Here is a 14,272-nt window from a genome sequence, read left to right as displayed (position 1 = left end):
TCGTAGCACGGCAGGCATTTGTTCGCCTTGAGTTAGATCAAAAGTGGTTTTTGGTTTTGGATTACTGAACCCAACCAAGAAACAGAGGTGGGTCTCACCGATTTTTCGTGACCTAGGTCAAGTTATGGACGCCGCGCACGTGCTAGCCTTCTTCGCAGAAAAGGAGTTTGGCGATGTATAAGAAAGTACTTGTTCCTGTTGCCCTTGATCATTCTGATAGTTTAAAAGCTGCGCTTGCAGTCGCTCGTTTGCTCTCCGATGACGGCGCGGTCGTAACCGTATTAAATGTAATCGAGCAGGTGCCCGGTTACGTGGATATGTACCTTCCAGAGAGCCACAGCGAGGTTCGGAAATCTGAAGTTGAAATCGAGTTGGAAGCAGAGCTTGGTAGTGTTTTGGATGCGAAGCCAGTCGTTGTGAGCGGGCGCGCGGGAAGCGCTATTGTCGACTACGCGGTGAAGCACGAGTTCGATTGCATCGTGATCGCTTCACATCGACCGGGATTGGCGGATTACTTCCTAGGATCGACAGCAGCTCGCGTGGTTCGGCATGCTCCCTGTTCTGTCCATGTTATCCGTTAATCCAGCGGACCAGATACACTCAGCGTCCGCGCAAAAGTCGGTGTGGCCGCTGGCGAAGTGGATCGCTTCCTCTCCGCTTTCATTCAATTGGTTTGGTGCACGTCATATTCCTCAACACAAGTAATCGGTAAGATGGCAGACCTCGAACTTCTCGACACGTATCTTAGCTCAGATGACGCCCACCCAGAGTCCATGGCCATCTCAGACTTGGATGGCTTCCTGACAGGAATTATTTGCGGTCCAGAGCCAATTCCCGCGAGAGAATGGCTGAGTGTTGCCTTGGGTGATGTTGAGGCAGTGCCCGATTACGTAGTGGCCGCTGTCACAGAAATGTACCAAGAAACGTTGGAGTTACTGGAAGACAGCCAAGTGTCGCAGCCGGTGTTCTGGGAAAGCCAAGACGGCAGCGAAATAGCAATGGATTGGTGCGAGGGTTTCATGGAGGCCGTAAAGCTTCGACCGGAGCGGTGGGATGTGTTTTCCCAAACAAAGACAGGCTCTGAGTTGATGCTGCCAATTCTTGTTCACATACTTGATGAAGGTGGAAACTCACTCTTCGATATTGCCCAAGAGGACCTGGACGCGACGCTAGAAGCAGCCGTAGAGGCCATTCCCATTATCGTCCCCGGCATTTATCGACAGATCAGGGTGGTCACGCGGAACTAGACCCAGAACTCATAAGTCCCGCAAGATCGAAAGTCTGCTTTGCCGTATGTCCGGCAGCTTCAGCGGCGGTTTTCATCACGTGCATCCAATCCTTTGCATGCCCGTACGACCCTTCGAAAACGCGGGTGATGAAGTCGCCGCTAAGCGTCGTCATCTCTTCCTCAGTTGAACGCGTTTCCGCCGGATTTCGGCGGTGAGCATTTGCGCCAATCGGTTCCACCACAACCGAAGCGTATCGGGACTGATATCGATACAGGGCTCGTGCAGCAGGCCTTCAACGTTTCAAAGCGAAGGCGGAAAACGGACATATATCATCACCGCCAGGCGAATGATCTTCGATCCAATTTTGGATCAATGACGATCCTCAATCCATTGAGCCTTCGTACCGTGGCAATTCTTATACCAAGTAACGAAAAAGTCCTCGGCCAGACTGAGGCTGATCAGGGCTGTGGCGCTTAATCCTTCTTCGATTTCGCCAACATGGTCGCCGGCGATCCCAAGGACGAAAGCGCGGGGTGTGGTTTGAAACAGGAGCCTCGACAGTGCCATAGCAGCCTCGGGTGTCACGCTGTGGCTGCCCAGGTTCTGGGGGGTGACGTCAGTCAACTCGGTGAAAATGAATGGATCATCGCATGCAACAGTGGCATCGACAAAGATTACGAGGTCGTGCTGGGATATTGTCAGGGAGTGATCTGCCATGAGCTGGAAATCAATTTCTACCGACAATCCCGGCAGCTTTTTATCCGCAATTCTCTGGGCGAATGCCGGGCCAAGACCATCGTCGCCGCGTCCCGGATTGCCATAACCGATCAGCAGCGCCCGAGGTAGACTCATGCAGATTGCGCAGCAGTATCGAGCAGCCCGCCATTTGCATCGAATAGCTCGACCTGAAGCGGCATCTGGCCCAGTGCGTGCGTGGCGCAAGACAGACAGGGGTCGTAGGCGCGGATTGCTAACTCGATATGGTTCAGCATGCCTTCTGTTATTTTTTCCTGTCCGGACAGATGCTTGACCGCTACATCCTTGACGGCGCGGTTCATGCCTTCGTTGTTATGCGTGGTTGACACGATCAGGTTGCAAAAGGTGACCTGATCATTTTCATCGACTTTGTAGTGATGGATCAAGTTGCCGCGTGGTGCCTCGATGACACCAACGCCCTCGTGACGCCGGTCGCCCTTGGCAACAAGATCACTACCTTGCAGATCGTCGTCGTTCAATAGTTCGCGGATTTTCTCGACACAGTGCAGAACCTCGATCATGCGTGCCCAATGGGTCGTCAGCGTGGTGTGGTTCGGCAGGCCGCCGGTGGCATTGCGCAACTCCTTGTGCGCCAGATTAGCCAGCGGGGTGTCAATGAAAGCGGCGGTGTTCATCCGCGACAGCGGGCCGACCCGATACCAGCCGTCCACGGGTCCGAGGGCCTGAATGAACGGGAACTTCATATAGGACCAGCTGCGCACATCCTCGGTCAGGACCGTGTGGTAATCATTGTAGTTCAGCCCATTAATGATTGATTCACCCTGTGCATCAATCGCCCGCATAACCCCGTGATACAGGTCCAGCGCGCCGTCCTTTTCCCGGACCAGCGACATGTGGCTGGATGGAAAGGCGCCAAAGGATTTCACAAGGTCTGCGTGATCGAGCGTATAGTCGCGCGCAAGTTTCAACGCATCTTGCGCCCAATCCTGCATCTCGTCGATTTGCGTCAGAAAACGGTCGCGCGTCGCAATCGGCAGGTTACGGTTGATGCCACCGGGAATGGCGCCGGTGCCGTGTATTTTTTTGCCTGCTGTTGCCTCGATGACGTCCTGCCCGAACTTGCGCATCATCACGGCGCGGCGGCCCAGTTCCGGGTTTTCCTTGAGCACCTCGAAGATGTTGCGCCTGGCGGCTGGGGCGTCGAAGCCAAACAGCAGATCAGGTGCAGACAGGTGAAAGAAATGCAGCACATGGCTTTGCATGACTTGACCGTAATGCATCAGCCGTCGCATCTTTTCCGCCGTCGGCGGCAGCACATCCACCCCAACAATCTGATCCATCGCCTTGGCGGCGGCCAGGTGGTGGCTGACGGGGCAGATGCCGCAAAGCCGCTGAACGATGACCGGCACCTCCCATAGCAGGCGGCCACGAATGAACCGTTCGAACCCGCGGAACTCAACGATATGCAAGCGCGCCTCTTCAACGTTGTTATCGCGGTCAAGGTGAATGGTGACCTTGCCGTGGCCCTCGACACGGGTCACAGGAGAGATCTCGATCAAGCGTGGCTCTGTCATTGTGCGGCCTTTTTTATCGTCAATCGAAACGAATGGTTTCACGGTCAAACCCGTGGAATTTGCCCGCCAGAAGTCTGCTGAGCGCAGAGTAGATCACGTCGCCGCTCGGTGCACAGCCAGGGATTTGGTAGTCGATTTCGACCACATCAGCGCAGCTATAGACCTTGTCCAGCATAAGGGGCAGCGCCGGATCGTTGGGAATATTATGTGTTGTATTACGCAGGTAAGGCCCGGAAATATATGCCTCTTCCAGACATTCGCGCAGGGGGTCGTCGGAATGCATGATAGCATTTCGCATGGCAGGCAACCCGCCCATGATCGCACATTGCCCCAACGCGATCAGCACATCGCAATTGCGCCGAAAATCCCGCAAGACATGCACGTTTTCCTCATTGCAGCAGCCGCCCTCGATAATGCCGATATCGCAGCGTTGGGTGAACCGCTTGATATCAGTCAGTGGAGAACGGTCAATCTCGACCAGCTTCAAAAGTTCGATCAGGCGCTCATCGATATCAAGGATCGCCATGTGGCATCCAAAGCACCCGGCCAGCGAGGTGGTGGCGATGCGGGCCTTCCTTGGCTCACTCATTTGCGCTTGCTTTCAATCTTTTGCCCGATCAGGCCGTCATCGAATTCGCGGCTCCCGATGGGTTTGGAGAAACCTATACGCTTACGGATGATGCAGCCCACCGGGCACACGTCGGCCGATATTGCGTCGTCAGTTACGGCGGCATCCGTATGGGCCAGATCCACTCCGTTGACGGCGACGCGGCGGTGGATGCCGCGCCCGACATACCCAAAGATACCCTTGCCATCGACGTCCTGTGACGCGCGGATACACCGCCCGCAACTGATGCATCGGTTCGTGTCCAAAGCGATGTCTGGGTGTGAGGCATCAAGCGCGCGGCACGGTTCGAGATAGGGGAATTTCGTCGGCTGGGTCATATCCAGCCGATAGGCCATGGCCTGCAATTCGCAATTGCCGCTGGCTTCGCAGATCGGGCACAGGTGGTTGCCTTCGTGAAACAGCATTTCGACCAGATCGCGGCGCATGGAATTGACGTGCTCGCTTTCGTTTTCGACTACGAGGTCTGGAGTGGCGGGCTGGGTACAGGCGGCAACGCTGCGCCCGGAAGCCTTGACCGTGCAAACCCGGCAGCCCCCCTGATGGCGTAGGCCCTCGTGGTCGCAAAGTCTCGGAATATAGATGCCAGCATCGTCGGCGGCCTCCATGATCGTCTGGCCCGGCTTTGCCTGGACAGGCAATCCGTCGATGGTGAAGGTAAACCCAGCGTCGCTCATTTGCCGTAATCCCTGTCGAAAATATATGATCTCCGTTTGGCGATCCCGCGTGCTTCTTCGATAGCGGACTGGATGTCGAAGGTCGCTTTCATCCCGTCCTCGCTTTTCTTGCTTACCGCCGAATAAACCAGTGGGAAGTTCTCTAGCGTGGAAAGTATCGGGTTGGGCGAAGTCACGCCTAGCCCGCAGCGGCTGGTCTCGATGATCGTCGCAGATAGGTCGCGCAAATAGTCGATGTCAGAGCTGTCGGCATTGCCTTTGCGGAATTTCTGGATCGCCTTTTGCAAGAACACGTTGCCCACGCGGCAGGGCGTGCAATACCCGCAGCTTTCGTGGACGAAGAACGACATATAGTATTCGACAATTTCCAGAATGTTGCGCTTGCCGGAAAAGACGATGATGGCTCCGCCAGTGGCCAGATCGTCAAAAGTCAGTTTACGCTGAAAACTGTCGCGACTGATCATCGTACCGCTTGGGCCCCCGACAAGCACGGCAGCAGCGTCTTCGCCGCTGACCATCCGCAACAATTCGGCCACGCTTAGCCCATAGGGCAACTCGTAAACCCCGGGGTTCAGACAGTCGCCCGACACGGAAAACAGCTTGGTGCCATGGCTACCTTTCGTGCCGATGGCATGAAACCATTTGTCGCCACGATCCAGAATGCGTGCGGCATGGCAGAAGGTCTCGACGTTGTTCACGACGGTTGGATGACCAAGATAACCGCGGTTGACCGGATAGGGCGGGCGAGTCTTTGGCTCTCCGGGCAGGCCCTCACAGGAACTGATCAACGCGCCTTCCTCGCCGCAGATGTAGGCCCCAGCACCCATCTGCACGCGGATGTCGAAATCAAAGCCCGCCTTACCCATGATGTCGGTGCCCAGCACCCCCCGCGCGCGCCGTTCGGTCAGCACGCTTTCCAGGTGCTCTTGCAAATAGACGTATTCGCCGCGCAGATAGATCAGACCTTCACTGGCCCCCACCGCGCGGGCGGCGATCGTCATGCCTTCAATCAGCAAATCAGCCCGTTCGGTCAACAGGACACGGTCCTTGAACGTCCCGGGTTCGCCCTCGTCTGCATTGCAAAAGACAAAGCGGTCTGTATCTGCCTCGGCCGCCGCCAAGCGCCACTTGGCGCCAGTTGTGAATCCCGCGCCACCACAGCCACGCAAGCCACTCGCCTCAACTTCGGCGACGATCTGTTCTGGTTGCAAGACGGAGGCCTTTTCCAGACCCGCATCCCGTGGCACAGGCCCCAACAGCACCTCTCCTGCGTGCTTGATATTGCTGTCCACCGCCATCGTCACGCGCTCGTAAGGGGATTGCGCATCGAATTGCGGGCTGATCAGGTCCTGCGGTCGCGCCTCCGACTGCAAGGCTCTAGCGATGCTGCGCGCTTTGTCTTTTGTCAGACGGGTCACGACGATATCGTTGATCATCGCCGCAGGGGCCTGATCGCACATGCCGATACATGGCGTATATTCCAGCGAAAACCTCCCGTCGACCGAGGTCGTGCCCAGCTTGATACCCAGCTCGTCTTCAAAGCTTTTCACCACATCGTCCAACCCGGCAAAGCGATCGACAATGTCGTCACATAGGCGAATCGTAATCGCACCTTTCGGCTCTAGCGACAGAAACGAATAGAAGCTGGCGACACCTTCGACCGCGATCCGGGTCAGCCCTGTTGCCTCTGCGATCGTCTCCATCGCAGTGGGCGAAATCCAGCGAAACCTGTCCTGTACTGCACGCAGGATATCCAGCATCCGGTGTGGGTCATTGCCAAAACGGTCGCAGATTCCAGTGATCGCCCTGCTATTGCGGGCATCCTTTGGCGCCGCAACGCCGTTACCGGTGGAATGTGCTTCAACCATTCAATCTTTATGCATCTCTGATTGCTTTCAGGCAAGAAAAGCCTGAGATGTTAAACGGGCCGGGTTCCTTTGGCGCTGTTTGCGCCGCATCATTGCTTAAACCTTCTGCACACCGCTAGTTTACAGGCCATGATGGACGATAGTCGGATAAACCGGACGACGGCACGACGCATTCGGGTTCGAGGTCAGGTGCAAGGTGTCGGCTTTCGCCCGTTTGTCTGGCAGCTGGCACAGCGGATGGGTGTGAAAGGTGCCGTCTGGAACGACGCGGAAGGCGTTCAAATCTTCGCGGTGGGCGTTCAACTTGATGCGTTTGAAACGGCATTGCAGTCGCAGGCACCCTCATTGGCACGGATCGACGCCGTTGAAACCACGGTGGAGAAGCTGGGGAAACTCCCCTTTGATTTCGTGATCACTAGTTCGCAAGGCAAGGGCAACCAAACAGGCGTCACACCCGATGCCGCAACCTGCGATGCCTGTCTTGCCGAAGTCCGCGACCCGGCTCAGCGGCGATACGGCTATGCCTTCGCGAGCTGCACACAATGCGGCCCGCGTTTCTCGATTCTGCAGGGCATGCCCTTTGACCGAGAGATGACCTCGATGGCGCGGTTTGCGATGTGCGCCGCTTGCCGGTCCGAGTACGAATCCCCCCAGGACCGAAGGTTCCATGCCCAACCCATCGCCTGCCCTGACTGTGGTCCCCGGCTTTGGTTCGAGGTGGATGGCACCGAGATTTCTGGCGACGCCATCCAACTCTCCGCGCAGCGGCTGAAAGAGGGAGCGATTCTAGCCATCAAGGGACTCGGCGGGTTTCATCTGGCCTGCGACGCGCGCAACGCCGCCGCCATCGCTACACTGCGTCTACGCAAACGCCGTCTCACAAAGGCGTTTGCGCTGATGGGGACGCTGCCAGTGATCCGGCGTCATACAGACATCAGCCCGAAGGAGGAAACGCTTCTGACAGACCCGGGCGCAGTCGTTGTCCTGCTGGACAAATCCAGAGAGCCACTGCCTGAAAATCTTGCCCCGGGGTTGGCCACGCTCGGATGGATTCTGCCCTATACACCGCTACATCACCTTTTGCTTGATGCGGTGGAATGTCCGCTGGTGATGACCTCTGGCAACAGTTCAGGTGAGCCACAGGCCATAGGCAATCCCGAGGCGCGCGAGAAACTGCGCGACATTGCCGATGCCTATCTGATGCATGACAGGGACATCGTCCAACGCCTCGATGACAGCGTTGAAGGCCTCACGCAACATGGCCGCATGGTTCTGCGCCGGGGGCGTGGCAGGGTGCCGGCCACTTTGCCTTTGCCGCCGGGATTCGAGGATGCGCCACAGGTTGTCGCCTATGGCGGGCAGATCAAGTCGGCGTTCTGCTTGCTCAAGTCGGGCAAAGCGCTGCTGTCGCATCATTTGGGTGATCTTGACGACCCGCAGGCGTGGGACAGGTTCCAAAAGGATGTCACCAGTTATTCGCGCCTTTTCGACCATCACCCGTCCGTGGTGGCCTGCGACCTGCATCGGGACCTGCGCACCTCACAGCTTGCTGCAGCCCAGGCCGGTGACATGCCGCTTGTCGAGGTGCAGCACCACCACGCCCATCTCGCAGCCTGCCTCGCCGAAAACCGTTGGCCGCTGGATGCTGGACCCGTTGCCGGGATCATTCTGGACGGGCTGGGGTTGGGCGCGGACGGCACCATCTGGGGCGGCGAAGTGCTGGTCGGTGACTACCTCGGCTTTCGGCGCGCCGCAGCGCTGGCCGCAGCGCCATTGGCAGGTGGCGACGCCGCCCAGCGCGAGCCTTGGCGCAATGCGGTGATGCGGCTGGATCAAGCGGGGTTGGCAGATCTTGCCGACACTTTGTTTTCGGATTGGCCTCGCGATCTTCTGCGTCAGGTGGCCACGTCAGGGATCAACGCGCCGTTGTCGTCATCAGCGGGGCGTCTTTTTGACGCGATGGCCGCCTGCCTGGGCCTTGCCACAGATCGCCAAAGCTACGAAGGCGAGGCTGCGATGCGGTTGCAGGCATTGGCGCAGCGCGCGCCCGACGCCTTTGGCACCCCCTATCCTTTTGCGTATCGCGAAGGCGTGCTTGACCCAATTCCGATGTTTCAAAGCTGGGCCTATGACCATTCAAACGGTGTGCCCGCCGAGGTCGGCGCAGCGCGGTTTCACGCTGGTCTTGCCCAGGCGTTTGCAGGCGCTGCACGAACCGAGGTTGAGGCCGGGCGCGCCAAGGCAGTGGCGTTGTCGGGCGGCTGTTTTCAGAACGCGACGCTGTTGGATATGGTCCTGCGGTACCTTCGGGATATTCCAGTTCTTATTCACACGCGGATACCCGCGAATGACGGCGGTCTGGCGCTTGGTCAGGCGGTGATAGCTGCGGCCGGTTCGATCCGCGGCGGGTAGCCGCCAAAACAAGCGAGGCGAAAACCCGTGGCTTTCCGTCGGCATCTGCGTGTAGGCTCGGATCACGCCTCTCAATCCGGCGTCAGGTGGACCATGCATGAAATCTCGTTTTGTGAAGGCATCCGTACAGTGATCGAGGATCAGGCTAAAACCCAGAGCTTCGATCGCGTCACGACAATCCGTCTGGAAATCGGACGCTTTTCCTGTGTCGAAAAATCCGCCCTGGACTTTGCGTTTGACGCTGTAATGAAGGGAAGCGTGGCCGAAGGGGCCGCGTTGATCATGATCGACGTGCCCGGCCGGGCGATGTGCTATGATTGCCTGCAGGAAGTTGAGCTGAACGACCGACTGGCACAATGCCCCGATTGCGGTGGTGAAAAACTAATGCCGGTCTCGGGTGATGTGATGCGGATCAAGAATATAGAGGTGGAGTGATGTGTGCGGTCTGTGGATGTGGGACGGGAACCGTCGGAAATCACACGCATGCGCATCGCCATGACACGGATATGCATTTCGGCAATGGTGCGGCGGGGGTCAGTCTTGCCGGAGCGTCGCAAGCCCGGCTTATCGAGGTCGAGATCGATATCCTGTCGCAAAACAACCGCTATGCCGCCCAGAACCGCACGCGTCTTAGGGCGCTTGGCGCCTTTACGGTGAACATGGTCAGCTCTCCGGGCTCGGGCAAGACCACGCTGCTATGCAAGACGATCGAGGCCCTTCGGAAACAGCCCTTGGCCGTCATCGAAGGCGATCAGCAAACCGCTCGCGATGCCGACCGCATCCGTGCCACCGGCGCGCCCGCGGTGCAGGTGAATACCGGCAAGGGCTGTCATCTCGATGCCCACATGGTCGGTCATGCACTAGAACAGCTGCCCCTTGCCCAGAATGCGATGCTGTTTATTGAGAACGTCGGAAATCTGGTTTGCCCCGCCGCTTTTGACCTTGGCGAAGACTGCAAGGTTACTGTGCTGTCAGTCACCGAAGGCGAAGACAAGCCGCTGAAATACCCCGATATCTTCACCGCATCGCGCCTCGCGATCCTAAGTAAGATCGATTTGGCGCCGCATTGCGATGTCGACCTTAATCTGTTCCACCGCAACCTGATCCGGGTGAACCCCGGCATCGAGATTATTTGGCTGTCGGCCCGCACTGGCGAGGGCATGGCTGACTGGATCACATGGCTTGACGCCCGCTTGGCCGAAGCTGCCCGCCCCCAGAAAGAAGGGCCCTGACCTGTGTGCCTTGGTATCCCCGGCCAAATCATCGCTATAACGGACGCCGACCTCATGATGGCGGTGGCCGAAATCTCAGGTGTGCGGCGCGAGGTGAACGTGGCCTGTATCGCAGAGGGCGCCCCGCTGGAGAATCTCGTCGGCACCTGGACGCTCATCCATGTCGGCTTTGCGATGAGCCGGATTGATGAAGACGAAGCCGCAAAGACGCTGGATGTGCTTCGTGAATTGGGCGAGGCACAGGAAGTGCTGGATGCGATGGCCGAGGGTGCCGAAAGCCTGAGACCGCGCAGATGAAATACGTTGAGGAATTTCGTGATCCGGCCGCCGCCAGGGGTGTTTTGGCCGAGATTTCGCGGGTGACCGACCAGATCGGCGCAACGGCAGATGCCCCAGTGCGGATCATGGAAATCTGCGGCGGCCATACCCATGCAATCTTTCGATACGGACTGGACAAACTCACGCCCGATGGCATTGAGTTTATCCATGGCCCCGGCTGCCCCGTTTGCGTCCTGCCAAGAAGTCGAGTGGATGAGTGCATTGATCTGGCGGAACAACCAGACGTGATCTTTACCTCGTTTGGCGATGCTATGCGGGTGCCGGGATCATACAAGTCGCTGCTGCAGGCCAAGGCACAGGGCGCGGATGTGCGCATGGTCTATTCGCCACTTGATGCGCTTGAACTCGCACGGCGCAATCCGGATCGCGAAGTGGTTTTCTTCGGCTTGGGGTTTGAGTCGACGACACCGTCCACCGCCTTAACAATCCAGCAGGCCCGACGCACAAATGTTCTGAATTTCAGTGTTTTCTGCAATCACATCACAGTTCCGCCACCGATCAAGGCCTTGCTGGATGACCCGCACATGTGCCTTGATGGATTCGTCGGTCCTGGCCATGTGTCGATGGTGATCGGTTTGAGACCCTATGACTTCATTGCCCAAGACTATGGCAAACCCATCGTCGTGGCGGGTTTTGAACCGCTCGATCTGTTGCAATCGGTGTTGATGGTTCTGCGGCAAATTCGCGATGGGCGCGCGGAGGTGGAAAACCAATACGCCCGCGTCGTGCCAGCAGAGGGAAATCCTGTGTCGCTGGCCGCGATCGCGGATGTCTATGAAACGCGCCCAAGTTTTGAATGGCGGGGCTTGGGAGAAATCGACGCCTCGGGGCTGCGGATCAGGCCGGATTACGCAACCTTTGACGCCGAGCAGAAGTTCCAGATCGGTTACGGCGCTGGCCAAGCGCGCGCAGTGGCCGAACCGGACGGATGCGCCTGCGGGGAGGTGATGACCGGCCGCGTCAAACCGGTGGCGTGCCCGCATTTTGGCAAAGGCTGCACGCCTGAATTGCCGCTTGGCGCGCTGATGGTCAGCTCTGAAGGTGCATGCGCTGCGTATTACCAATACGGCGGTGCACGTGCAGTCGAGGTTGCAAAATAGATATGTCCACCCGTACGCGCCTTCGTGACAGCCATGTGACGCTTGCACATGGCGGCGGCGGCAAGGCGATGCGCGACCTGATCGAGGACGTCTTTGCCACTGCCTTCAACACCGACACGACCGAGGATCAAGCCCGCCTGACCGATGCGGCCCTTGCCGACCCTGGCGCGCGGCTTGCCTTCACCACCGACAGCTATGTGGTCCATCCAGTGGAATTCCCTGGCGGAGACATCGGCAAGCTTGCCGTTTGCGGCACGGTGAACGATCTGGTGGTTGGCGCCGCCCGCCCGCTGTGGCTATCGGCGTCCTTCATTATCGAGGAAGGCTGCGAAATCGCTCTGCTTCGGCGCGTCGTCGCGTCGATGCGCACCGAAGCGGACAAGGCCGGCGTAAGAATCGTGACCGGAGACACAAAGGTCGTGGAGCGAGGGTCCGCTGACACGGTTTTCATTACAACATCAGGGATCGGTGTGATCCCACCGGGCAGGCACATGGCCGCCAAAACGATCCGCCCGGGCGATGTCGCCATCGTCAGCGGGGTTCTGGGCGACCATGGTGCTGCAATCTTGATCGCGCGCGGTGACATGGCCCTGTCAACGGACATCCGATCCGATTGCGCCAGCTTGGGCCATTTGATCGAGGCTGTGCTTGCCGCAGCGCCTGACACGCGTGCGGCAAGGGACGCGACCCGGGGCGGGCTTGCTTCGGCGTTGAACGAAATGGCTGCCACAGCGAGGTGTTCAATAGAAATTGACGAATCCGCGCTGCCGCTCCGAACCGAGGTGAAGGGCATGTGCGAAATTCTCGGCTTTGATCCCTTGTACCTCGCCAACGAGGGCACGCTTGTGCTGTTCGTGCCGCCCGATCAAGCCGACGCCGCCCTCGCGGCCATGCAATCGCAAGAGACTGGACGCAACGCTACAATCATCGGGCGGGCGATTTCTGGCACTTCAGGCCGCGTTGTCATTCAAACGATATTTGGCGGGATGCGCATTGTAGACATGCTGGTCGGAGAGCAGCTTCCGCGTATTTGTTAGGTTTTCTCCTCTCCAATATAGGGCCCAAACCTGTTCCACCAAAACCGGACAGTCTTATGACTGACGTCGATCCCGCGTTCGAGCAGCAAGTCCTCCACGTTTGGAACGGACGACCAAAAACGCACATACATCTTTTCAGCCCAGGCGGATGATCTCTGGGCTCGTCTCCCGACAAGAACCCCTCACTCACAGAATTCGGGTCCATGATCATATCAAATCTCATTTGCTCTGCGCAGATCGACCTATCGCGCAACATGCCACCAAGCGCGGCACTCCCGATTGATACATCTCAATACGGTGATCGCGGTTCGGCGCATGATGATCGGCAACCACCCTAGATTGTGCATGTCATGGAGACTGGAATGCCCGACCCTGAAACCAAAGCGAGCAGTTCAAAAACAACTTATATCAATGTTCCCGAAGCCGTCGGGGTGTTTGACACATTCGCGGCACAACAGGCTGCATTTTGTGATCTGCGTTCTGTGGGCTTTCACCATTCCGACATCAGTCTTTTGGGAAGCCAGGAAGCCTTGGAAGAGAGGCTGGGCAAAGCCTATTGGCGTGCATCCGCGCTTGAGGACGATCCCGACGCGCCCAGAGCCAACTTTGTGTCCGAAGAGGCAATCGGGGAACTTGAAGGGGCCATCGCGGGTGGATTTTTCTTCGTGGGGTCTGCCATCGCGATGACGGCACTGCCGACACCCGCAAGCGCGTTGGCCGCATTATCGCCGCCGTCATTGGGACGCTGCTCGCCAGGCTGGTTGGGCAACGCCACAAGAATTACTACGAGAGCCAGAACCGTCATGGCGGTGTCGTGATGTGGGTCCGCACGCGCGATAAGGAAAAGGAGGACCTCGCCGTCAAGATCATCAAGGGGCACTCAGGACGAGACGTGCACGTGCACGCCTGGAGCGAATGATCGCGAGCCTTCATTTCCTCACCGTTACGGCCACGGATTCACACAGATAGGAAGGTTACATGGTAAAGGATTTTTTTGATCGGCATCGCAACATCCTTAAGCTGCCTACTTGGCGCGACGGCATCCGCCCAGCAAGCAGACAGCGGCTCGGAGACAGTGACGACGAGCGAACTCATTTATCTCATCAACGCACAGGCGGATGAAGAAATGGACGGCTTACTGCGATTGGAAACAGAACTACGACCCCCTGGTCTGACCACGATGATCAAGGCATCCGGTCCTGTTCTTGAAACCTATCCGCAGCTGTTCAAGCGTCTGTTCCAAGACGGGCGCGAGATCATTGGCGGACTTGCCAATCCGCTTTGCATTCTTTTGACAAGGACCTAATTTATGCAGGAAGACGTCATCGCATTCCTCAGCTCCTCTGGAGCGCACCCCGGCGGAGGGCCGGTAGAGGTTGTGCAAACCCATGGTGCATTGATCTTCCTGGCAGGCGATGTCGCGCTGAAAATCAAACGTGCCGTGCGGTATGATTATATGGAC

General features: G+C 57.9%; 16 protein-coding genes and 2 pseudogenes. 10 read left to right on the top strand and 8 right to left on the bottom strand.

Annotated elements, in window-relative coordinates; genetic code table 11:
• The first annotated feature begins 173 nt into the window (after positions 1 to 173).
• On the top strand, positions 174 to 581 hold the full coding sequence (locus AC221Y_RS11390) for a universal stress protein (RefSeq protein WP_299751346.1): 408 nt from the start codon (positions 174 to 176) through the stop codon (positions 579 to 581).
• 132 nt (positions 582 to 713) lie between these two features.
• The gene (locus AC221Y_RS11385) at positions 714 to 1,247 is read left to right on the top strand and encodes a YecA/YgfB family protein (RefSeq protein WP_299751343.1); all 534 of its coding nucleotides are present in this window, start codon (positions 714 to 716) and stop codon (positions 1,245 to 1,247) included.
• Here the strand turns inward: AC221Y_RS11385 and AC221Y_RS11380 are convergent.
• From AC221Y_RS11380 to AC221Y_RS11350, 7 genes and pseudogenes are all read right to left on the bottom strand, one after another.
• Positions 1,234 to 1,401 (bottom strand): hydrolase, encoded by a 168-nt coding sequence (locus AC221Y_RS11380; protein ID WP_299751340.1) that lies wholly within the window; start codon positions 1,399 to 1,401, stop codon positions 1,234 to 1,236. The two genes, AC221Y_RS11385 and AC221Y_RS11380, sit on opposite strands and share 14 nt — an antisense overlap.
• Positions 1,402 to 1,412: 11 nt before the next feature.
• Positions 1,413 to 1,592, bottom strand: a pseudogene (locus tag AC221Y_RS11375) (IS6 family transposase); the annotation flags it as partial.
• Between the two features lie 6 nt (positions 1,593 to 1,598).
• A complete protein-coding gene (locus AC221Y_RS11370) occupies positions 1,599 to 2,081 on the bottom strand; it encodes a hydrogenase maturation protease (protein ID WP_299751337.1) in 483 nt (160 codons plus the stop codon).
• Positions 2,078 to 3,520: a Ni/Fe hydrogenase subunit alpha gene (locus AC221Y_RS11365; protein ID WP_486707347.1), complete on the bottom strand. Its 1,443-nt coding sequence runs from the start codon at positions 3,518 to 3,520 to the stop codon at positions 2,078 to 2,080. The genes AC221Y_RS11370 and AC221Y_RS11365 overlap by 4 nt, the downstream gene beginning before the upstream one ends.
• A 19-nt stretch (positions 3,521 to 3,539) precedes the next feature.
• The gene (locus tag AC221Y_RS11360) at positions 3,540 to 4,109 is read right to left on the bottom strand and encodes an NADH-quinone oxidoreductase subunit B family protein (RefSeq protein WP_299751332.1); all 570 of its coding nucleotides are present in this window, start codon (positions 4,107 to 4,109) and stop codon (positions 3,540 to 3,542) included.
• A complete protein-coding gene (locus AC221Y_RS11355) occupies positions 4,106 to 4,822 on the bottom strand; it encodes a 2Fe-2S iron-sulfur cluster-binding protein (RefSeq protein ID WP_299751329.1) in 717 nt (238 codons plus the stop codon). The genes AC221Y_RS11360 and AC221Y_RS11355 overlap by 4 nt, the downstream gene beginning before the upstream one ends.
• Positions 4,819 to 6,690, bottom strand: a complete 1,872-nt coding sequence (locus tag AC221Y_RS11350; protein WP_486707346.1) for an NAD(P)H-dependent oxidoreductase subunit E — start codon at positions 6,688 to 6,690, stop codon at positions 4,819 to 4,821. The genes AC221Y_RS11355 and AC221Y_RS11350 overlap by 4 nt, the downstream gene beginning before the upstream one ends.
• Positions 6,691 to 6,819: 129 nt before the next feature.
• On the opposite strand from AC221Y_RS11350, the gene hypF reads away from it, so the two are divergent.
• From hypF to hypE, 6 genes are all read left to right on the top strand, one after another.
• Positions 6,820 to 9,102 carry a carbamoyltransferase HypF gene (gene hypF, locus AC221Y_RS11345; protein ID WP_486707345.1) on the top strand — a complete coding sequence of 761 codons (2,283 nt, stop codon included), beginning with the start codon at positions 6,820 to 6,822 and terminating at the stop codon, positions 9,100 to 9,102.
• Positions 9,103 to 9,195: 93 nt separating this feature from the next.
• The gene (gene hypA, locus AC221Y_RS11340) at positions 9,196 to 9,537 is read left to right on the top strand and encodes a hydrogenase maturation nickel metallochaperone HypA (RefSeq protein WP_299757035.1); all 342 of its coding nucleotides are present in this window, start codon (positions 9,196 to 9,198) and stop codon (positions 9,535 to 9,537) included.
• On the top strand, positions 9,537 to 10,334 hold the full coding sequence (hypB, locus tag AC221Y_RS11335) for a hydrogenase nickel incorporation protein HypB (protein ID WP_299757033.1): 798 nt from the start codon (positions 9,537 to 9,539) through the stop codon (positions 10,332 to 10,334). The genes hypA and hypB overlap by 1 nt, the downstream gene beginning before the upstream one ends.
• Before the next feature lie 3 nt (positions 10,335 to 10,337).
• Positions 10,338 to 10,631: a HypC/HybG/HupF family hydrogenase formation chaperone gene (locus AC221Y_RS11330; protein WP_299757030.1), complete on the top strand. Its 294-nt coding sequence runs from the start codon at positions 10,338 to 10,340 to the stop codon at positions 10,629 to 10,631.
• The gene (gene hypD / locus AC221Y_RS11325) at positions 10,628 to 11,773 is read left to right on the top strand and encodes a hydrogenase formation protein HypD (RefSeq protein ID WP_299757027.1); all 1,146 of its coding nucleotides are present in this window, start codon (positions 10,628 to 10,630) and stop codon (positions 11,771 to 11,773) included. Before AC221Y_RS11330 ends, hypD begins: the two co-directional genes overlap by 4 nt.
• A 2-nt stretch (positions 11,774 to 11,775) precedes the next feature.
• Entirely contained in the window at positions 11,776 to 12,810 is a 1,035-nt protein-coding gene (gene hypE, locus AC221Y_RS11320; RefSeq protein WP_299757024.1) for a hydrogenase expression/formation protein HypE, read from the top strand.
• A gap of 5 nt (positions 12,811 to 12,815) precedes the next feature.
• Here the strand turns inward: hypE and AC221Y_RS11315 are convergent.
• A pseudogene (locus AC221Y_RS11315) lies at positions 12,816 to 12,996 on the bottom strand (IS6 family transposase); the annotation flags it as partial.
• Between the two features lie 176 nt (positions 12,997 to 13,172).
• Here AC221Y_RS11315 and AC221Y_RS11310 point away from each other — a divergent pair.
• The gene (locus AC221Y_RS11310) at positions 13,173 to 13,628 is read left to right on the top strand and encodes a hypothetical protein (protein WP_299757021.1); all 456 of its coding nucleotides are present in this window, start codon (positions 13,173 to 13,175) and stop codon (positions 13,626 to 13,628) included.
• 176 nt (positions 13,629 to 13,804) lie between these two features.
• Positions 13,805 to 14,116 (top strand): hypothetical protein, encoded by a 312-nt coding sequence (locus AC221Y_RS11305; RefSeq protein ID WP_486707344.1) that lies wholly within the window; start codon positions 13,805 to 13,807, stop codon positions 14,114 to 14,116.
• The last annotated feature ends 156 nt before the right edge of the window (positions 14,117 to 14,272 follow it).

This window comes from Boseongicola sp. (assembly GCF_057460485.1).
The sequence above is the reverse complement of the archived record's forward strand: the minus strand, read 5'-3'. Positions and strand labels throughout refer to the sequence as shown.